Genomic DNA, 23,987 nt, shown 5'->3' with positions numbered 1-23,987 from the left:
CTCGAATAATGTACAAGATGGAGGTTTAGACATGGGAGAGAAGCAGACCTATGATCTGTCTCATGGGCAGAAGCGGTTCTGGGTTCAGTCTCAACTGGACGCTCAGAGCAGCGCCTTTAACCAATCGGTAGCCGTTCGGATCAGACAAGCCGTGAATACCGCGTATTTACAGCAGGCCCTCCATATCATCGTTGAAAGGCATTTTATCCTTCGTACAGTGATTACAGTGGTCGAGGGTGTGCCGAAGCAAGTGGTGCTGGAGCAAATGACCTTAAACGTGCCTGTCTCGGATGTGTCGGACAGAGGGGAAGAAACAGCGTGGGCAGAGGTGCAAAAAGAAATACAGACCATGATGGATCAGCCTTTTGATCTGGAGCAAAGTCCGTTATGGCGGGCACAGATCTATAAACTGGCGGAAGATGACTATATTTTTCATATTTGTATGCATCACATGATTGAAGACGGTTGGTCTATGGATCTGTTTTTCCAGGAACTATTCCATATTTATCAGGCGTTGGAGCAAGGAACAAGCCTCCGTTTGCCAGATTTGCCAATTCAGTATATTGATTATGCACACTGGCAAAATCAGCAGGTGCTTACCGGAAAATTAAACTCACAGGAGCAATACTGGAAATCCCGATTGAATGGCGAATTACCAAGTCTTCAATTACCACTGGATTTCCCGCGTCCAACCGTCCGGAATGCTCCGGCAGCAGTAGAAAAGGTCACTCTGGATGCGGAATTATGCGCGGGCTTGGAGCAGTTGAATCGTAGGTACGGAACCACCATGTTTATGTCGATCGTGGCCAGTCTGAATGTGTTATTGGCTCGACTAACTCAGCAGGAGGACATTATTATCGGTACTCCTGTGGCGGGGCGGAATCAAAAGCAGGTGCGCAATCTGATCGGTTTTTTTGTAAACACGCTTGTGCTTCGGAATCGACTTTCACGTGACATTTCTTTTTCCCAATTGTTACAGCAAGTCAAAGATGAATGCGCAGGAGCATATGCCCATCAGGACTATCCTTTTGATCAGCTATTGCAGGTATTGAACCGTCCGCGGCGCTTGAATCGTGCTCCGCTGTTTGACGTTCTGATTAATTTTGCAGCTGGGTCTAAAAGTGAAGAGAACTTCGGGGGAATCCCGATGGAGCGAATCAAGCTAGGGAATGGTGCGGAAGCGAATGAATTTGACTGGACTGTGATTGTCGAGTCGGTGAACGACGAAATGGTCATCTCACTCAGCTATGGAACGGATCTATTTACACCTTCAACGATGCGCAGGATTGGAGCATACTTCCGTAATATTATTGCAGGTGCCATTCAGGAGCCGGAGCAGCCCGTTTGGAAAATGGACTATATCGGGGTAGAGGAACGGACCGAAATGAACCGCATTAATGATACACAGAAGACGTATCCGGCTGGAGTCACGATTACATCCTGTATCCAGGAGCAGGTTGCTCGTGCCCCTCATGCAGTTGGTGTCGTGGACGGTAGCAAAGCGGTGACCTATGAGGAAGTGAACCTTCGTTCCAACCAATTGGGCCAATTGTTTAGCCGTTATGGAGTTCGTCCCAACTCGCTGGTTGCCATAATGGGAGATCGGGATGTACCATTGCTCACCGCTATTTTGGGGATTATGAAGGCAGGCGGGGCCTATGTGCCCATTGATCCCGATTATCCCCAATCACGAATAGAGTATATGCTCAACGACAGCTCGTGCCGCGTGCTTGTTACGGATACACGCTATTTCGGGCGGATGTTAAACCATTTGCCTGCCAGCATTGAAACCGTCATTTGTCTGGATGAAACGGTATGGGGAGAATCGGAGTGGATCGTTAGGCTGCGTGAGGTGCGAGGACATGAAGCTTCATTTATTCCTGTTAAGGTGCAAGACATCCCCGTTCATGATCTAGGTTTGGAAAACATTCCAGGCGAGGATGATCTCGCTTATATCATGTACACATCCGGCTCGACGGGACAGCCCAAAGGGGTGATGATGACCCATAAGGCTGTGCTGAATACATTATTTTGGCTGCAGGATACCTTTGCTCTGGGGGCAGACGATGTCATTGCGCAGAAGACGTCTACCAGCTTCACAGACTCGGTGTGGGAATGGTTCTGGCCGCTGATGGTGGGAGCCAAATTAACCATTGTACCCACCGATATCGTCAAGGACCCTGCACAGCTATATCCATTTATGAAGCGGGAAAAGGTAACAGTCACTCAATTTGTTCCTGCGCTTATGAGTGTTTTCTTAAGTGCTGTACGCAGTGCGGGAGAAGCTCATCCATTGCCCAATTTAAAGTGGATTTTTAACGGGGGCGAAGCGCTTCCGGTGAACGTCGTGCAGGAATGGTATTCCCTTTTTTGTACAGCTAAAATCGCCAATCTGTACGGCATGACGGAATCGGCTATCTATGCGACCCAGCATATCATTCAGCGCAAGCCAGATGAAGGTACATTACGTATTCCGCTGGGATTCCCGATTGCGAATACTCGTGTGTATGTGCTGGATCAGGACGGACAGCTTGCTGGGTACCATGTTCAGGGCGAGATTTGTATTGGCGGGACAGGACTCGCGAGCGGATATTGGGGCAAGCCGGATTTGACAGCCAGGGCTTTCACTACGCATCCGTTGACTGGAGAACGGCTCTATCGGACAGGAGACTTGGGCTGTCAGACGCCGGACGGACAATTCCAGTATTTTGGGCGTAAGGACGACCAGGTTCAGGTACGTGGATTTCGCGTCGAAATGAAAGAGGTTGAGCAGGCGCTGGTCAGTCTTCCATGTATTCGTGAGGCAGCAGTGATTGCGCATATTGAGGAAACCGGAACCGGATTGATTGGATACTACACATTGCAGTCGTCCGAAATAACGGCAGAAGAGGTGCGCGAATATCTAAAGGAACGGCTTCCAGACTATATGGTTCCCGGTTTGTTGGTCCCGCTCGAAGCTATGCCTTTGACCCCTCACGGTAAAATCGACCGTAAGCATATGCCGGAGCCTGAGGGAAGAAGTCTCGCTGGAACAGAATATGTACCCCCAAGAGACGATATGGAGCAAGAATTGTCCGCCATTTGGGGAGAAATTTTGGATATGGCGCAAGTGGGTGTGCAGGACCCCTTTTTTGCATTGGGTGGACATTCGCTCAAGATGGCAAAAATGATTTACCGGATTCAGGAGCGCTTGCAAGTGAATGTGACGTTCAAAGAACTTTTTGACCATCAAACGATTCGTGAGCTGGCAGATTTACTTCGTCAGAAGACCTCTGTTCATGCGGCTTCTATCGAACCGTTGCCTGAGCAGGAATATTACCCCGTTTCTGCCGCTCAAAGACGATTATATGTACTGCATCAGCTGGAAGGAGAAAGCTTGAGTAATCACGTGTTCACTGGCTGGCAATTGGAGGGTGTGATCCAACGAGAGCAGCTTGAGCGTATTTTTCATACATTATTACTCCGCCATGAGGTGTTTCGGACGGAGTTTACCTTGCTGGAGGGTGAGGTAGTACAACGGGTTCACTCAGACGTGGCTTGGAAAATGGAATATACCGAAGGATCGGCGGCTGATATGCCGCGAATTCAGCAATCGTTTTTGCGTCCGTTTGATTTGCAACAGCCCCCGCTTTTACGAGTAATGCTCGTTCGACTAGCGGAGCAGAGCCACGTGCTGCTGCTGGATGTACATCATATTATTTTTGATGGTATATCTGCGACAGTGCTTATTGATGAGTTCATCTCCCTAATGGAAGGAAGCCATCTGGAGGTACCGCGCATTCAGTATAAAGATTTTACTGCATGGCAGCATACACAGCTCAGCGGGGAACATCTGAAAGAACAGGAAGCATACTGGGTGGGATTGTTCGATGAGCAGCACACTGGACAGGAAGTCCCGCTTCTGAATCTGCCAGGAGATTATCCAAGACCAAAACAGCGGAGCTTTGCTGGAGGCTCGTTAGAATTTAGCCTTCCTTCAGCAAGTGCAACAAGCTTGCGAGAGCTGGCCATGGAGAGTGGCGCCACGTTATTTATGGTTTTGCTTGCAGCATACAATGTATTTTTGTCCCGCTACAGTGGACAGAAGGACATCGTGGTGGGTACGCCAGTAGCCGGGAGATCACATGTTCAGCTGGAACGGATGCTCGGTATGTTTGTGAATACACTTGCGTTACGAAATGCTCCCGTACAGGAGAAGACCTTCCGGCAGTTTTTGAACGAGGTTAAAGACAATGCATTGAATGCGTTTGAACATCAGGACTATCCCTTTGATATGCTTGTCAATCGCTTGCATCTTCAGCGGGATTTAAGCAGAAATCCGCTGTTTGACACCATGTTTCGGCTGCAAAACTTTATGGATGTCAGCAGGGAGATACCAGGGCTACAAGTAAAGCCTTATCCGCTGGAAAGCTCTTTTGCTTCATTTGATTTGATGCTGACCGTCGTGGAGCCAATCGCCCAGAATGAAGGCAATGATGGACAGGCTGGTCTACATTGTACCTTTGAATACAGCTCGGAACTGTTCAGCGAGCAGACTGTTCGCCAGATGGCGCAGCATTTCATTGAATTGGCGGCTCAACTGGCTTCACAGCCAGACCGTCCTCTATATGCTGCCAGCCTGCTGACTTCTGCGGAGCAATCGCATATTCTTGTCGCTCGCAATGCGACTGAGTTTGCGCTTCCGGCTGACAAGCTGATGCATCATCTGTTTGAAGAGCAGGCTGCACGGATACCGGATGCCATAGCGGTAGAATGTGGGGACCGCCGTATAACCTATGGTGAGCTCGATATGCTGTCCAATCAGATGGCGAGAACCTTGCGTAGCAAAGGAGCGGGCGTGAATACGGTGGTTGCCTTGCTGCTAGAACGATCAGTAGATTTGCTGATAGGGATGCTCGGGATCTTAAAGGCAGGAGCTGCCTATTTGCCGATCGACCCCGATTATCCTGCGGCCCGCATTGCCTACATGCTGGAAGAGAGCGGAGCGAAATGGCTTATAAGTCGGGACACGTTACTGAAAGGACTTGATTTTAGAGGCGAAGTCATTTCATTGAATGATGAGAATATATATCGACAGGATGGAAAAAGGCTGGAGATTACACAACCGGGACCCAATGACTTGGCGTATATGATTTTCACCTCAGGCTCGACTGGAAACCCGAAAGGCGTGATGATCCGTCAGGAAGCTATCGTTAACTTGATCTATGGGATTACCGAGCGTATTCCGTTTGCTGAAGGACAGACCTTCTTTTCGGTAACGACAGCCGCGTTTGATATTTTTGTATTGGAAACGTTGCTGCCTTTGGCGAAGGGGCTACGGGTGGTGTTATCTACGGGAGAAGAGCAGGCTAATGCTGAACTGCTCCTGGAAGCTATTCGCCGAACAGGCCCGCATTTGCTGCAAATGACACCTTCGCGGCTCCAGCTTTTGCTTATGCACCCGGCAGCCCAAGAGGGTCTGCACACATTGCAGATCATGATGGTGGGAGGCGAGGCTTTACCACAGTCGCTGCTACGTCAGGCACAGGATATGACGACTGCACGCATATTTAACATGTACGGCCCAACTGAAACTACAGTCTGGTCAACTGTGCAGGAGCTTACCCAGCAGGAGCGAGTGACCGTGGGTACGCCGATAACGAACACACAAGTATATATCCTGGATGGTCAGCTTCAGCCTGTACCTGATCTTGTAGCGGGTGATCTCTGGATTGGAGGCAAAGGGCTGTCAGCCGGTTATGACAAGCGTCCTGAACTGACAGCGGAGAAGTTCAAAGCTAATCCGTTCCGATTCGGTGAGCGAATGTTTAAGACTGGAGATCTGGCGCGATGGCTGCATCACGGCGAGCTTGAAGTATTGGGCCGGATGGATGATCAGGTCAAAGTCCGCGGCTACCGGGTAGAGCTAGGGGAAATTGAACAAGCGCTGCTGGCTCATCCCAGCGTTCGGGAAGCTGCAGTCATTCAGGACAAATCGGATGAACAGGGGAGCAGCCCTCTTTGTGCCTATTGGATAGGCGAACAGACTTTATCGGTGAGTGAGCTGCGTAATCATTTGCTTGCCCGACTGCCGGAATATATGATTCCGTCGCATTTTATTATGTTGTCGGAGATGCCTTTAACGCCGAATGGAAAAATAAACCGTCGAATGCTGCCTAAGCCGGATCATAACCGCCCTCTTCTCGAAGTGGAATATGCGTCACCTGCTACAGAGGTGGAATTGCAGGTCAGCCGGATTTGGGAAGAAGTATTGCACAGAAGCGAACTTGGCATCCACGATAATTTCTTTGAGCTGGGGGGCAATTCGGTTTTGCTCATTCAAATGAATGTTCGTCTCCAGCAAATCTATCCAGGGAAAATCAATGTGGCGGACTGCTTCGCCTATCCGACGATTGCGAGACTTTCCGATTTTCTGGAACAACAGCAAAAAGAACAAGTATGGACAGATGCAGAACAAGAACGCTATGAGCGTCAGGAGCGCTACTGGCGTCGTTATTTGGTCGAACCGTTACCTTCTATTCCGTGGAATGAAGCGATGCGAGCAGCTGGAGGGGCAGATGGTCAGGCTACGTTCACTTTTACCTTACCTACTGACCTGCTGACCGTGTTGCAGAAAGCCGTTTGGAGTCAGGATTTTGCCCTATCAGACTTGCTACTGGCTGTTTATACGTATGTATTGTCACAAATGACAGGTCAGCCTGAGCTTATAGTGCTTATCGGGGAAGGACACCTATATCCCAATAAACCATCAATGCAACGTGAACCTTCTGTTTATCCGGCTGTACAGCATACCGGGGAGAGCTTGTATCCACTGCGTGTACGATTGATGGAAAATGATGATTTTAGCGTCCTGTGCAAAGAGGTTGCGAGTCATCGCCAAAAAGCGAAAGAGACAGATCTTTACCCAATCCCCGTCATGTTGCCGAATGGGGGAGGAAACGCCGATCCATCTGCTTTTCACACTTGTGTGTTTTTGAATCACACGCCATCGGGACATGAAGTGACCCGACAATTGGACTGGGTGATTTATATGGATGTGCGTGCAGAGCAGGTACGGTTCCTGTGCGAATATCAAGCTGGAAAACTAAACAAGACTTGGGCAGAACAATTGATGAAAGCCTATGTCCACGTCCTGCACAAGATTGCTGACCTACTATAAGGAGGATGGAACGATGAAAAAATTAGGTTTTTTATTCCCGGGACAAGGCTCCCAATATGTAGGCATGGGTCAAAGCTTATACGATGAATATTCAGTAGCGAGAGAGACCTTTGAAGAGGCCGAAGATGCATTAGGCTTTGATCTGAAGTCCCTATGTTTCACAGGTTCCATGGATGAGTTGACTCAGACCGCTAATGCGCAGCCCGCCATTTTGACTGTGAGCATTGCTGCTTATCGTGTACTGATGCAGGAATTGAAGCTTGCGCCATCCCTGGTAGCGGGTCACAGTCTGGGAGAATTTTCGGCATTGGTCAGTACAGGGGCGCTTGCTTTTTCGGATGCGGTGAAAATAGTACGTCAGCGAGGTATTCTGATGCAGGAAGCCGTCGCTCCCGGCGCAGGAGCGATGCTGGCGGTAGTCGGGAGTCATGAGCGTGAGGTGGAGGAGGTGTGCCAGCAAGCCTCTTCAGGTGGTGTGTCGGTCGGCATTGCAAATTATAATTCCTCCGAGCAGCTTGTAATTTCAGGCCATACTCCCGCGCTGGAAAAGGCCGAAGAGGAATTAAACCGTAGAGGAATCAAAACGGTTCGTCTTAAGGTGGGCTTTCCGTTCCATACGAATTTAATGCGGAGCGCTGCGGGCAAGTTTCGGGATGAGCTGGAGAGATATGATTATGGCCGTTTTCAATGGCCTGTTCTCTCTAATGTTACAGCGACACCCTATACGGATCGTCGTTATATCATATCTAACCTAACGTCGCAGATGGCCCAGCCTGTGCAATGGTATAAAAGCGTTCAATACATGTTGAATCAGGGCGTGAATCATTTTATAGAAATCGGTCCCAAAACTGTGCTGAGAAATTTAATGACAGGTATCACTTCCACAGCTCAATCCTTTGCCTTTGAGCATCCCTCCGGTCTGGAATTACTACGGAATGCTGATATGGAGTGCAAGCCGGATGGGTTGGGGCTGGTGACCTCCTGCATCGCGATTGCTGTTTCAACCCAAAATCGGAACTGGAACAATGATGAATATGAGCAGGGTGTAGTTGTTCCATATAAAGAATTGCAAAACATGCGCGAACAATTGATCGCGACCGGGACCGAGCCGACGATTGAACAAATGCAGCAAGCTCTGGACAAGCTAAAGTCCATTTTTGAAACTAAATTAACGCCTGCGGAACAACGGGCTGAGCGGTTTGAGCAAATTTTCAGCAATACGCATACACGCGAATTATTTCCCGCGTTTCAGGTCAGCTAATTGCAGCGAACATGAGGAACGGAAGGGGGTACGATGATGACCAAAACAGGATTCAATCTGGCGGCTCTTCAATTTAGTGAACAAGATTTTCTGGATGCAGGTCCGATCGCGGTCAATGAGCTGCGAGATTCGGATATTGCAGTCATCGGAATGAGCTGCAAAATTGCCGAAAGTGAAAATGTAGCTCAGTTTTGGGAGCTTCTACGGGCGGGGCAGGACGCTATACGTCCTTTTCCTGCCAGTCGCAAAAAGGAGCTGGAGAGTCTCTTCCAAGTCGGACTGTTGAATGAACAAACGGCACTAAATGAAGGTGGGTTTTTGGAGGAGATCGACAAGTTTGATTATCCCTTTTTTCAACTTTCTCCAGCAGAAGCACGGTTAATGGACCCGAACCAGCGGTTATTTTTGGAGTCTGCTTGGACTGCGATCGAAGATGCGGGATACGGGGGCAACAAGCTCTCTGGTAGCCGGACGGGAGTCTATGTGGGCTACAGTAGTGATTTTGGCGAGGAGTACAAGCGTTTTGTAGCAGAAATGGCGCCTTCCTTAGCTTCCTCAGCGATTCCAGGCAATATCCATTCTATGATTGCCAGTCGAATTGCCTATCTATTGGACTTAAAAGGACCCAGTCTGTTGGTGGATACAGCATGTTCTTCTTCTCTGGTAGCTATTCACCTAGCCTGTCGGGATTTGCGGCACGGGGATTGCGATACGGCGATTGCTGGGGGAGTAAAAGTTACACTCGTGCCTGTAAAAGAGGGAAAAGGCGGGGGGCTGGGGGTAGGCTCCTCGGATGACCGGACGAGAACATTCGATAGCATTTCGGATGGCACAGGCGGGGGAGAAGGTGTAGCTGCTGTTCTGCTCAAGCCCTTGAAGCGGGCCATTCAGGATCACGATCATATTTATGCTGTCATTAAAGGAAGTGCTGTGAACAATGACGGGACTTCCGCCGGGATTACGGCGCCCAATTCGCTGGCCGGAGAGGATGTCATTGTACGGGCCTGGAAGGATGCTGGGATTGACCCGGATACCATTACATATATCGAAGCTCACGGAACAGGCACCAAGCTGGGTGATCCAGTAGAGATTGATGGTATACGGAGAGCCTTTCGGCAGTATACCGACCGGAAGCAATTTTGTGCTATAGGCTCAGTCAAAACTAATGTGGGTCACTTGGATAACAGTGCGGGAATCACGGGCTTTTTAAAGGCAGTGCTTGCTTTGAAGCATGCAGAAATCCCGGCGAGCCTACATTTCACCTGTCCGAACCCGGACATCAGCTTTATTGATTCACCTGTATATGTGAACGATAAGCTGCAATCTTGGCCTAAGGAGAATTTTCCGCGACGCTGCGGAGTAAGCTCGTTCGGTCTGAGTGGTACGAACTGTCATGTCGTTCTGGAGGAAGCCCCGGCTTGGGCTGATATGCAGGACGGTGGTCAGTTGGGACAGGGAACCGCAGAGACGATTCAGCTTTTTACGTTGTCCGCCAAAAATGAAACAGTGCTTGCAGCCTATGTGAAGCAATATCAGCAATATGTCACAGAACCCCAAGCCTATCCGTTACGCGATCTTTGTTACACCGCCAATACGGGACGGGGGCACCATAGCTATCGTTTGGCGATTTTGTGCCAAGACTGGGCTGATCTGGGGGCAAAACTGGCCCAGATTCAGACCTCTGCCTTCGGCTTCAGCGGACAAGCACAACAAGGAGAGCTTATACCGGGCGTATATTTTGGACGTCATAAGGTGGTATCTGCCCAAAAGGAAAAAGAAGCGGGTGAGCTTACGCTGGAGGAAGCCAGAAATCTGACAGCTTCAGCCCAAGAGAAACTGACCCAGTCTCCAATCGAATTTCACACCCTGAATTCTCTGTGCCGTATGTATGTTGAGGGGGCAGATGTGGAATGGGAGAGGTTATATGAAGGCAAAGCTTGCCACAGACGAAGCATTCCCACCTATCCTTTTGAACCTAAGCGATGCTGGGTGGAAGTAGAGGAAAAGGCTATAGCCTCGCAAGCTTCCCAAGTTCGTAAATTCACAGAGTTGGAAAAAATGCACCCGCTTTTGGATCGTTGTTTGGCAGAAACCGAGGGACAGGATATTTATCTGACACGCTTCTCTGTGGGGAGTCATTGGGTACTAAGCGAGCACAAGATAATGGAAAGCTGTATTGTACCGGGAACCACTTATCTGGAAATGGTTAGAGCAGGGCTGGAAAAATACAAGCGTCCAGGCAAGGTGCTGGAACTGTATGACGTTCAGTTTATTTCTCCGCTCATTTTGGAAGTAGAGGAAGAAAGAGAAGTACACACCATTTTGCAGCAGGAAGGTGAGACGTTTTCGTTTAAGGTGATAAGCCGAACGGGACTCTCAACTCAGCCGTGGGAACAGAATTGGGTAAGACTTGCACAGGGGCGGGCGATGTTTGTACAGGCTAGCCACCCTGTTATGAGTCTGGACGATATTCGAACTGAATGTAACGACCAGGAAGTAGTAGTGGGCGAAAATCACGCTGAAGCAGCCGCCGCCTTTTCATTCGGTCCGCGATGGGAGACATTGCGGACGATTGCAATTGGAACGGACCAAGTGCTGGCTGGACTGGAGCTGCCCGCAGCCTATCATATGGACTTGAGCCATTACGTGCTTCATCCGGCTTTGTTGGATGTGGCAGTCGGGGTAGCAAGCCAGAGCTTGGGAAATGGTCTGTTCTTGCCATTTTCATATCAAAAGCTGCGTATTTACGACTCACTCCCACAGCACTTTTACAGCTATCTGCGTAAAAAAAGCAAGGTTAGAGAAAGTGGAGAAATTTTAACGGTAGATGTGCTCATACTGGATGCTGAAGGTCAGGTACTGGTGGAAATTGAAGACTATGCTGTCAAACGTGTGCACGAGGCGGATTTCAAACGAAATCGGTACACAGAACATCATAAATACCATCAGCTTGTATGGAAAAAGGAGGAGCAAGCATATGCCGAGCATGAAGCAGACACAGCAACCCGGACCACAAATAATTCGGTATTCTCCGCACTGCTGGAAACGATTTTATTATTCACAGATAACCGTCCGATCGGTGTAACGCTGCGTGGACAGTTGGCCCAAGAAGGGTATGATGTGGTCGAAGTAAAGCGGGGAGCCAGCTTTGCTAAACTGTCAGACCATGCTTACTTTTCTAATGGTACCGAGGAAGATCATATACACCTGTTGACAGAGGTGCGATGCCGGAACGCTAAGAAACTGATATACCTGTGGAGCGGGCAGTCTATGGTTCAGCTATTTCATCTGGCCAAGGCAATCACACAGACCAAGCCTGCTGTTCAGGAACTGACAGTGATCGCTGAGCAGGCTTATCAAGTGAACGGATTGGAAAATGAATTAAAGCCAGAACATGCGGGCTTGTTTGGACTGGCCCGGGTCATCGGTCAGGAATATCCCGATTTGACTTGCCGTTGTCTTGATATAGATACGAACACCCGGATTTCCGACATCATTCACTCCTTATGGCACGGAAATGATGATACATTTCTGACCGCTTGGCGTAACGGAGAACGTTATATAGAGCAAGTTGAGCCCGTGGATTTGATGGAAAGTAAGGCTGACCCGATTACGATCAGACCGCAGGGAGTCTATGTTATTACTGGTGGTACTGGCGGGCTGGGGTTGGCAGTCGGCCAATGGCTTGCTACGAAAGGGAAGGTCACGCTGGGATTACTGGGTCGCACACCATTGCCACCCAAAGAGCAATGGGAAACCATTGCATACGCAGATTCGAACATCAGTCCAAACTTTAGGCAGAGTTCAAAGCCAAATATGAATACAAGAATGCTGAATACGATTACCGCCTTGCTGGAATTGGAGCGGCAGGGAGCTCAGGTAGAATATTATGCTGTCGATGTAGCTGACGAGGCGGCTATGAAGCAAGCCATGAATGAATTTCGCCACAAGTATGGGGCTATTCACGGCATCATCCATGCTGCGGGTGTGGCAGGAGACGGTTATATGGCGCTCAAGAGTCAGGACCGCTTCAACGAGGTATTGGCTCCCAAGATAACAGGCACACATGTGCTTGACCGAATTACAGCTTCGGATACACTGGACTTTTTTATTCTTTTTTCATCCGTCACTTCGCTGACGGGTGGACCAGGACAAAGCGACTATACGGCGGCCAATGCTTATCTGGATGCCTTTGCCGAGTGGCGGAATCAATCCGGCCATCGCACACTTTCCATCAACTGGGCTCCTTGGCAGGAAACCGGGATGGCTTTTGAGCACAAGGTTGATTTCCAGGAGAGCTTATTCCATGCTCTGTCCACACAAGAAGGACTGGCCGCTTTTGAACAATTATTGCTTCATCCCGTTTCGCGTGTCATTGTGGGCGGATTGCACTACGCTCAGGTGGCCGCGCTCGATTCTACTGCCATTCCTTTCGGCTTATCTCATGAAATGCGCGCTATTTTGGAACGTCATCGTCGGCTTCTACATAATCATGCGGTCATGTCATCCGATGCTGTGCGTCGTCCTGTACAGCTGCATGGTCGAGGGACAGGAGAATACAGCTCATCGGAAAAGGTGATCGCGAGCATATGGGCGGATGTGCTGGGGCTTGATGAGCTGAACATCTATGACAGCTTTTATGAGCTGGGAGGAGACTCCCTGATTGCCAGTAAAATGGTGGGACAGATGAATCAGAGCTTGTCTACAAAAGTGGATATCAGCGATATTTTCAATTATATGACGGTCCACGAATTAGCCCTGTATACGGATGGAGAAGCGAAGCAGCCCCTTCTGGCAGAAACGGAGCTGCCTTCACCCCGATCAGCCGGCTCAAATCTGATTATTCGTCCGCCGCAACAACGCGAGGTGTATCCTGCTTCATCGACACAGCGTCGATTTTATATGATGCGTCAGATGGCAGGGCACAGTACTTTGAACAACCTATGCAGTGCGATGACCATCACGGGTGATCTGGATCATCATCGGTTGGAGGAAGCCATATATGCGGTGATTCAGCGTCACAGTTCTCTGCGCACCGCTTATGAACTGCGGGATAACGAACTGGTACAGATCGTGTATCCAGAGGTAGATTTTTCGCTGGAATATAGTGAAGGGGATGGGCGCGAGTTGGAGGCGTATGTGGACGAATTTATCCGTCCCTTTGATCTGAATTGCGCGCCGCTTTTAAAGGCAAAGCTGGTCCAGCTGGAGGAGAATGTTCACCTCTTTCTGTGTGATGTTGACCATATTGCAGCCGATGGAGCCTCAATTGGTATTTTATTAAGTGAAATGATACAGGGCTATTCGGGATATGATCTATCGCAACTGCCTATGCAATATACCGATTTTATACTTTGGCAAAATCAGCGTCTGGACAGTGCCGAGATGAAAAAGCAGGAGGAATACTGGCTGGACGTATTTAAGGGAACGCTGCCTGTACTTGATTTGCCTACAGATGAGCCGCGGGCCGCGCAAATGAGCAATGCCGGGGATGTTTATACATTTGAGCTAAGCGAGGAACTAACAGCTTTGGCAAAAGAAACAGCGGTACAGCACGGGGTTACGCTTTTTATGCTTCTGTACGCTGTTTATAGTACATTATTGGCAAAATATGCGAATCAGGAAGATATCATCATTGGCACGCCAAGCGCAGGCCGTCAATCCGAAGAGACTCAGCACATGATTGGGCTGTTCATCAATACACTGGCCCTGCGGACTGTACCATCCGAAGATAAGCCGTTCTCGACCTATTTGCAGGAGGTTAAGAAACACGCGCTTGAAGCATATAAGCATGAGGATTATCCCTTTGAAATGCTGCTGAATCAGCTTGACGTGCCGCGAGACCGGAGCCGAAATCCGTTATTTGATGTTCAGTTTATTTCCCAGAACTTTAAGGGGGAACCGATGAGCATCGACGGGCTTTGCTTTACTCCGTTGGAAGCTAAAATGGAGGCTGTACAAGTTGATCTAACGGTCATATGGCTTGAAAATGAAGGCAGGCTGCGTTTTCACTTTGAATATGCGACCCAATTGTTCAAGGAAGAGACCATACGTCGACTTGCCACTTATTACGAAAATCTTTTACAAGAAGTCGTTGCGGATGCTACACGCCCGATTGGCCTCATTTCCATGAATCATGCGGAAGAAAAGCAGCGATCCCTGTACGAGTGGAATCAAACCCAGGTGGATTATCCGCAGGAAAAGCTGGTTCACCAGTGGTTTGAAGAACAGGCTGAACAGCACCCTGATCGGATTGCTGCCGTTTATGGGCAGCATTCACTGACATACAGACAATTGAATACTAGAGCGAATCAGCTAGCGCGGCACTTGCTTGCCTATCAGTTGGCACCAGACCAAGCTGTTGGTATTTTGGTCCCCCGTTCGCTGGATATGCTGACCAGCATGCTTGCTGTACTTAAAGCAGGAGCAGCCTATGTCCCTATGGACCCGGAACATCCGACGGAGCGGGTGGCCTACATGATGGAGGACAGTGGCGCAACTGTGCTCCTAACTTCTGTGGAAAGTGTCAGCATAACCTCACTTTGTTTTACAGGGGCTGTCGTTGATGTAAGTGATCCGGCCTTGTACAGCGGAGATGCGGATAATATAGCTTTGGCGGGCAAGGAGCTTCGGGCCTCTCACCATCTGGCGTATATTTTGTACACGTCGGGATCATCCGGTAAGCCCAAAGGTGTGATGGTAGAGCACAGAAATGTAACGAATTATATCACGGCTTTTCAGCATGAGTTCCACTTAACGGCTGAAGACGTGGTGCTCCAGCAGGCAGCCATTACCTTTGATGCATCCGTGGAGGAAATATACCCTACATTGGCAGCAGGTGGAACGCTGGCTATGGTTTCTCGGGATGAACTGAAGGACATCCAATTGCTCAATCAATTCATTCGCCGGCAGCAAGTGACAGTGGTCAGTGCCTCGCCATTTATTTTGAATGAGCTGAATCAACTGCCCCCTTTCCCGCATATTCGTGTTTATATTAGCGGTGGGGATGTGCTGAAAAGTGAATATGTTACCCAGTTGTTGCGCTCCGCAAAGGTCTACAATACGTACGGACCGACAGAAGCGACCGTCTGTGCGACCTATTATCGTGTGCCGGATACTCCAGATGTTCATCCGCTGCCTATCGGACGACCTGTTGCCAATGCTGCGGTATACATCATGAATCGCAGGGGGACGGATGTTATGCCTATCGGGGTACCCGGTGAAATCTGTATTTCAGGTCGAGGGGTTGCACGCGGCTACATGAACCGCCCCGAACTGACGGAACAGCAGTTTGTAGCAAACCCATGGATACCAGGCGAGCGTATGTACAAAACGGGTGATCTGGGCAGATACCTCGAAGATGGGCAAATTCAATTTTTAGGAAGAAAAGATCAACAGGTTAAAGTGCGGGGCTACCGTATCGAACCGGGCGAGATTGAAAAATTGTTGCTCCAGCACCCGCATATACAGGATGGGGTTGTGCTGGTGCAGGAAGTTCTACCAAGTATGCAAGAGCTATGCGCCTACATCGTGACGGATCAGGAGTTATCGGTGGCAGAGCTGAAGACCCATCTGTCGGCAATCTTGCCTGATTATATGATTCCGTCTTACTTTGTTCGAGTCGATGCAATCCCGTTAACACATCATGGAAAAATCAATCGTCATGCTTTACCGCAGGTAAATGAAAGCATCAAGGTCGGCACGACCTATGTACAGCCAGCTACACTTTTAGAAGAGCGCCTGGTTGAGCTTTGGTCGGAAATCCTGCACCGGGAGCAGATTGGTACACAGGATGATTTTTTCCTGCTGGGTGGACAATCCTTGCTGGCAACCAAGCTGGTCTATCTTATTAATCAAGAATGGAATGTAAATCTGTCGCTGCGTGATTTCTTCCGGGCAGGCACGGTTCAAGGATTAGCGAAACGGATAGAAGAAATTCAATCAGGCCGTGAACATGGAGTATTAGTGGAACAAGACGGATTAATTAAGCCCTTTGATCTCCGGCAAAAGCCGTTGTTCCGCATTCAGGTTATTCATCAGCCCGCAAACCGTCATTTGCTGTTCATTGATATGCATCATATTATTACGGACGGTCTTTCTCAGGAGATTATCGTCGAGGAATTCGCCCGTTTATACGGTGGCATGAACTTGCCGGAATTGATGATCCAGTATAAAGACTACGCTGTGTGGCAACGTGAGTTTATGAACAGTACCGAATTCCGGCAGCAGGAGCAGTTTTGGCTAGAGCTTTTTCAAGGGGAAATTACAGAACTGCAATTGCCTACGGATTATTCACGCCCCGATGTGAGAAGAGGTGAAGGACGAGCCGTTCATTTTGAGCTGGATCAGGAATGGACGTGGAGATTAAAACGCTTTGCCCTGCAACAAAATGCCACAGTATTTATGGTTTTATTGGCGGTCTACAACCTATTGCTGACCAAAGCCAGCGGGCAGGAAGATATTATCGTCGGTATTCCGGTATCCGGCAGAACCCATGCGAGTCTGAGTCCCCTGGTGGGTATGTTCGTCAATACGTTAGCCCTTCGCAACACGCCGAAGAAGGACATGACGGTGCAGGATTTTTTAGTGCAAGTCAAGGAACATTCTCTTCAGGCTTTTGAGCATCAGGACTATCCATTTGAGCAACTGGTTGAGAAGCTGAATTTGGCTGGTCGAACAAGCCGTAATCCGCTGTTCGATACCATGTTTGCAATATTGAACGAGTCTTCCCGTACCATCGTGGAATTACCTGGCCTGAAATTGACCCCATGTGATGAGGTGGAATATACAGGAGCACAATTTGATTTAACATTTACCGCAGCCATGACCGACCAGCATATCGAATGTATCCTTCAATACGATGTAGATCTCTTTACTGAGGAGACGGTTGAACGCTTGAGCCGGGAATATCTTCAAATTTTACGTTCGATCCTTATCAATCCACAGCAAAAGATTGGAGAGCTTCGAATAGAAGAGGTGGCTGTTAACCCGAATGAGCATTACCAAGAGAAAGAGCTTGAGCCCGCAGATATCCATAAGGAAGAGGGCTGGACGAATGAGCTTGCGGTTGCACTTTCGGATTCGGTGAGTGAGGCAGAATGGAAGACGCTCGTCCACGATTTCAACCAGACAGAGATGGATATGGGATCTATAAAGCTATTGCATCAATACTTTGAGGATCAAGCAAGTCGTAACCCTGAACAGATCGCTCTTATTTCCGGTCAACAGCAGATCAGCTACCAGGAAATGAATCGGCGGGCGAATCTGGTCGCACATACTTTACTAGACTCCGGCACCCAGCCAGAGCAAGTAGTAGCTATAGTTATGGAGCGCTCACCGGAAATGATTGTTGCTTTGTTAGGCGTGTTAAAAGCAGGGGCGGCATATCTTCCCATCCATCCAGCCGATCCGAAGGAACGGATTCGCTATATCCTGGCAGACGCTGGTGCCGAGTGGATTCTGACCCATCAGCGCTGCCATGACAACTGGATGGATGAAGAAATTCAGCGGGTCATCGACGTTGATTTATTGTGTCAGGATCAGCAAGAACGCGGTAATCCAGAGCTTGCCATTCAGCCTGATCATCTGGCCTATGTCATCTTTACCTCCGGCTCAACCGGGCAGCCCAAAGGGGTAATGGTGGAACACCACGCCTTTAGTTCACGAGTGGTATGGCTAGTACAACAGCTTGAATTAAGTGAGCAGGACACAGTGCTGCAAAAAGCATCCTATACCTTTGATGGTTCCATCGTCGAACTGTTCAGCTGGTTTATGGGCGCAGGACGATTGGTATTACTGGAGGCTGGTGCAGAAACGGATACCCGTCAAATGCTGGATACCATTCACCTGCATCAGGTTACGGTGGCTTTCTTCATTCCTACTGTGCTGCAGATGTTTTTGTCAGAGCTTTCAGTCGAGGATACGCTTCAGGCAGCCACTTTGCGTTGGGTCATGTCAGGGGGCGAACCGTTAGGCCAGGAGCAAGTGCGAAACTTTAATCTAAAGTTCCCGGAGGCAAAATTACTAAATCTGTATGGACCTACGGAAGCCAGTGTGTTTGCAACAGCCTATACGTGTACATCCGTATCCCCGGAAGGTCCGATTTCCATCGGACGACCCGTGGGCAATACTCGGGCCTATATCCTAAACCAGAAGCTGGCATTGGTAGGTTTGGGACAGGTAGGAGAGCTTTGTCTGGGTGGTTGCCATCTGGCACGCGGGTATGTACATCTGGATGAACTTACGGCAGAGCGTTTTATCCCCAATCCTTTTGTACCTGGTGAGCGAATCTATCGTACAGGCGATCTTGCCCGTATGCTGCCTAGCGGCGAGATTGTTTACTTGGGACGGTCGGATCAAATGGTGAAAATCGGGGGCTACCGAATTGAGACGGGCGAGATTGAAACAGCTCTTTTGCAAAATCCGGCGATTCAACAGGCAGCCGTGCTGGATTGGATAGATGAGCAGAGCAACAAGTATTTGTGCGCTTATCTGGTTGTGCAAAGCGACTGTACCGTTCGAGATTTAAGGGCATTTTTGCTGGAACGATTGCCGGAATATATGATCCCTTTACGTTTTATGAGGGTCGAGAACATGCCCCTTGGTTCAAGCGGAAAGCTGGACCGTAAGGCGTTAGATGCCTTGGGGATAGAGCTGCCTTCCGGCAAAGAGCTTACACCGCCACGTAACGAAATGGAACGGAAGCTGGTCCTGTTGTGGGCGGACATTTTCAAAACAGGTGCAGTAGGTATAGATGATCATTTCTTTGAGTTCGGTGGAGACTCGTTGCTGGCTCACCAGTTTATTTTGCGTGTGCGTCAAACGTTGGCCATTGAGATGACTTTAAAAGATCTTTTTGCAGCTCCGACCATTCGACAACTTTCGGATCTCATAAGCTCCAGAAGAATTGAATACCATCACGAGGTTGAAGAGACGGTCTGTTCCTTGATTCCTGCCGCCGCTCCGAGTGCCTATTATCCAGCCTCATCTGCTCAAATGCGTCTTTTTATGATGCACGAGCTGAATCCAGAGGATCTGAGTTACAACCTACCAGGCGCTATTATGCTGGAAGGAGAGCTGGACATCGCCAAACTTCAAGAAGCCTTCCAAGCGCTTATTCAGCGTCATGAAGCTTTTAGGACAACATTTGATGTGATCAACGGTGAAATTATCCAGCAGATTCATGAATCTGTTCCATTAAATATTGAATTTTTTAAAACAGAGGAAACGGAGATTAGCAACATACTTCGGGGCGCTGGAAAGCTAATAAAGGAAGTCGTCCCTGTACAGCAGCATGCACTGTCATCGGTAAAAGTAGAGAAAAAAGAACGCCGACGGAGGGAGATTTAGCATCATGCATTATGAAGGATATGAAACATCTTCGGCGCAAAAGCGGCTATATCTGATAGATGATCTTCTCGGACCTAACATCATCTATAACATGCCCAGCATTCGAATGATTAAAGGCCCGCTGAAGCAGGAGCGATTGTACAGGGCATGGTGTAGGCTGACAGAACGTCATGAGGGCTTGCGAACATCGTTCCTACAAAAGGACGGTGAGGTTTTGCAACTCGTCCATGAATCCATTGACGTATCCATCCCTTATAGAGAACATTCGGGTCAGAGTACGGATAAGCTTGTTAACGAGTTTATCCGTCCATTCAGCCTGCATGAAGTCCCTCTATGGCGGGCTGAGCTAGTACCCTTGGCTGATGAGGAGCTCCTGTTCCTGTTTGATATCCACCATATCATTGCAGACGCGGTAACCATCAACATTATATTTGAAGAGCTGATGGCTCTGTATCACGGGCAGGAGCTTGCTCCATTGGAGTTTCAGTATGTTGATTATACGATCTGGCAAAACGATCAATTAAGCGACATTCATATTCAGAAGCAGGGTGAATTTTGGTTGAACCAATTTACAGAAGATGTCCCGCTGCTGTCGTTGCCTACGGATGGAAAAGGGCTAAGATCCGATTACAGCGGCGGGGTTGTACCGTTTTCTATTAAAGCTGATACAGCTCACTCCTTGCGGGCATTATGCTTGCAGCACAATGTTACGTTGTATATGGTTCTACTCGCCGCATACAGCATCCTTCTATCCAAATATGCCGGGCAGGAGGATTTGGTCATCGGAACACCTGTCGCTGGAAGAACTCATTCAGAGTTTGAAGGGATTGTGGGCATGTTCGTGAACACGCTCGCCTTGCGCCAGAAGCCGCTGGGAAGCAAGCAGTTCTCTGCTTTTCTGGAAGAAGTGGCAGACCGAACCTTCGCTGCTTTTGATCATCAGGACTATCCCTTTGATATGCTGGTGGAGCAGGTCAATCCTGAACGAATCAGCGGCCGCAATCCCTTATTTGATGCATGCTTTGTATTGGAAAATGTACCGCAGCCTGTCGTGCCTGCAACAGAGGTCACGTTTTCTCCTTATAGCTTTGAGCATAAAATCTCAAAATTTGATATCACCTTGTATGCATACGAAATGCAGGAGGGTATAGGGCTGGAATTGGAATATCGCAAAGCGTTGTTTAAGGAGGAAAGCGCCAGCCGCATGCTGCGGCATTTTGCCAGAATTGTCGAGATCATTGGCGAACAACCCGATATTCGGATTGAAGATATTGATATGGTTACAGAAGAGGAACGCACTGTTCTCCTTCATACTTTTAATCAGACCAGCAGCAAAAATGCATATGAAAAAAAATTGCATGGAGTACCCATCCATCGTCTATTCGAACAGCAAGTGATACGGACGCCTGACCATCCAGCTGTGAACTGGAAAGAAAAGCAACTGACGTATGAGGAATTAAATGAACGTGCTAATCAATTAGCTCGGGTTTTACGGCAAAAGGGGGTTCAGGCTGAGGATGTAGTTGGAATTTTAGCTACGCCTGCGCTGGAAATGATTGTCGGTATATTGGCTATTTTGAAGGCGGGGGCTGCTTATTTGCCGATTGATCCGCTCTACCCGGATGAACGAATTCAATACCTTTTACAGGATAGCCAGGCGAAAATATGCCTTCTACCAACTGCCAGCACCAGACGTTTTCCTCAGGCGGAAACGCTGCTGCTCACAGACCCGAGTCTATATACGGGAGAGTCCTGTAATCTGGAGGACAACAATCAGGCGCGCAATGTGATGTACATTATTTATACTTCAGGGTCAACAGGACAACCGAAAGGCGTAATGATTGAACATCAATCCTTTGCCCGCCTGGTACTGGAGCCGGGACCGCTGAAGATTACGCCAGAGGATCGAATATTGCAGACGTGTTCCCTGGCCTTTGATGTGTCGGTTTATGAATTGTGGGGAACGCTGCTGAGTGGAGCAACCTTGTATCTCATTGAAAAAGAAGAGCTTTTATCTGCCGACATACTCGGAATGAGGATGGCACAGTATCAAATCACCATGGCATGGTTTACAGCCCCGCTTCTAAATCAGCTGATTGATGATAAACCATCCATCTTCACCGGACTTCGTCTGATCATGACTGGAGGAGATGCCTTGTCTCCCCAGCATATGAAGCTCCTTCGTGCCGCACAGCCGGATTTAACGATTGTGAATGCGTACGGCCCTTCGGAGAATACAATTTTTACGTCGTTTCATACGATTCAAGAAGACTATGACCATAACGTGCCGATTGGCAAGCCTGTCGCCAACACGCAGGTCTATATCTTGAACGCGTCCAATCAACTACAGCCCATTGGTGTGCCGGGTGAGCTGTGTATTGGCGGTGAAGGACTAGCACGTGGCTATTTGGCTCGTGAGGAATTAACGGCATCCAAATTTGTTACTCATCCCTGGTTGCCGGAAGAGCGAATGTACCGTTCCGGAGATTGCGCCCGCTGGCTGGCTGACGGAACGCTTGAATTTTTGGGTCGCATGGACCACCAGGTCAAAATTCGGGGCTTCCGTATTGAAACTGGCGAGATTGAGGCTCGGCTTGCGCACATCGAGGGGATTCAGGAAGCAGTCGTTCTTGTTCGCCAACACAACGATGGGATCAAATACCTCTGTGCTTACTTTGTCTCTGATGTAGAAATGTCACAGGCGGAAGTTCGACTGGAGCTCGCTACGTATTTGCCGGATTACATGATTCCTGCCTGTTTGATTCGGCTTTCTCGTTTGCCACTGAATGTGAATGGCAAAGTGGATCGGAATGCTCTGCCGGAGCCTGATCTTGAAGCACTGCGGGAAAATGAATATGTCCCTCCTTGCAACGAACTGGAACAGGAGCTGGTTCGCATCTGGTCGATGGTTCTGCCCTCGAACCTACCCATGGATCGCATCGGGGTAATGGACAATTTCTTCACCCTGGGAGGGAGCTCGCTCAAGGCTACCAAGCTGGTTTCATTGGTTTTGCGTGAGCTGGGAATCGACCTGCCGCTTACCAAATTATTTACTTACCCTACCATCCGCCAACTGGCAGATGTATTGAATGGAAGGGCGAAAAGTGAGTTTCCGGCCAGAGCAGACACACTAGTCCTTTTAAAGCCAGGTACATCGCAGGATAAGCACCTTTTTTTCATTCATGATGGGAGCTTGGATGTCAGTTGCTACATGGAATTGGTAAACGAACTTACGGCTACATGGAATTATTGGGGCATAAAAATGGATGCTTCGATTCTTGCTGGAAATAAAACAGCTGGAATGAAGGAAGCCGCACATCGGTATGTAGATCAAATCAAAAGTATTCAAGAGAAAGGTCCCTATTATGTTGCCGGGTGGAGTATGGGGGGGACGATTGCTTTTGAAATGACCCGCCAATTGGAAGAGCAGGAAGAACGTGTTGAGCTCTTGGCAATTCTAGACACACTGCCGCCTTTGAAGTACGGCAAGGAAGATCACTGGGACCGTCATATCCAAGAGCTGGAAAGAATGGAAGAGACTTTGGATTTATCGCTGTGGAAGCGAGCATTTCCAGCCAGTGTACTGCCCTTGCTGCCTGAATTCCATGAGTTGGGACGGAATGAATTACTAGAACGCTTTAAAAGCGTAAATCATTGGGTAAAAATGCAGCATGTTTACCGGCCAGATCGAGTTGTAACAGCCCCTGTATGTTTGTTTATTTCAGAACATACCTGGGAATTAGGATATAAAGGATGGGAAATGTATTGTAGGGGGAAAATGTATACCCATAAAGTGCCTGGCGATCATTTTTCCATCGTAAAAGGCGCTCAAGCCGTATCTGTAGGTTTGGTACTGAATACATTTTTGAGGTAAAAACATGCTCCTGCCTGAAGGTTGAAGACCACAAGCAGGAGCTTTTGTTTAATATGAACATGTGAGTTGATTTGTAATATTAATTAACATGGTGTATAAAAACATATGGCAATGTATGAAAAACCCCCTTGTCTGCTTCCAAAATTTATAGTAAAGTATCCAATAATCAACTTTGTATGAAACTAATATTTACTATCTGTGAGTATTTATCACACATTCTCCATGACCTAACACAATCCTCTTCCCTTTTATGACATTACATCTATTCCATTACCCTACTGCATCTCTAACACCACTAGATTATGAATGCTTTCTGTGCCTGTATTCTTCAAAAAAAGCCTGTC

At 48.5% G+C, this 23,987-nt stretch carries 4 protein-coding genes; all 4 read left to right on the top strand.

Annotated features, from left to right (window positions below; translation table 11 throughout):
- Nucleotides 1-31 precede the first annotated feature (31 nt).
- The 4 genes from HFD99_RS07375 to HFD99_RS07360 are packed head-to-tail and all read left to right on the top strand — an operon-like array spanning nucleotide 32 to nucleotide 23,643.
- Nucleotides 32-7,159 carry a non-ribosomal peptide synthetase gene (locus tag HFD99_RS07375; RefSeq protein WP_123796868.1) on the top strand — a complete coding sequence of 2,376 codons (7,128 nt, stop codon included), beginning with the start codon at nucleotides 32-34 and terminating at the stop codon, nucleotides 7,157-7,159.
- 13 nt (nucleotides 7,160-7,172) lie between these two features.
- A complete protein-coding gene (gene fabD, locus HFD99_RS07370) occupies nucleotides 7,173-8,420 on the top strand; it encodes an ACP S-malonyltransferase (RefSeq protein WP_123796869.1) in 1,248 nt (415 codons plus the stop codon).
- Between the two features lie 33 nt (nucleotides 8,421-8,453).
- Nucleotides 8,454-19,769, top strand: coding sequence for a non-ribosomal peptide synthetase (locus HFD99_RS07365; protein WP_225164854.1), 11,316 nt, complete (start codon nucleotides 8,454-8,456; stop codon nucleotides 19,767-19,769).
- 4 nt (nucleotides 19,770-19,773) lie between these two features.
- Nucleotides 19,774-23,643, top strand: coding sequence for a non-ribosomal peptide synthetase (locus HFD99_RS07360; protein WP_049828258.1), 3,870 nt, complete (start codon nucleotides 19,774-19,776; stop codon nucleotides 23,641-23,643).
- Nucleotides 23,644-23,987: the final 344 nt, after the last annotated feature.

The organism is Paenibacillus sp. EKM301P, from assembly GCF_011800295.1.
Classification (GTDB): Bacteria; Bacillota; Bacilli; order Paenibacillales; family Paenibacillaceae; genus Paenibacillus; species Paenibacillus polymyxa.
This window is presented reverse-complemented; position numbering and strand designations above follow the sequence as displayed.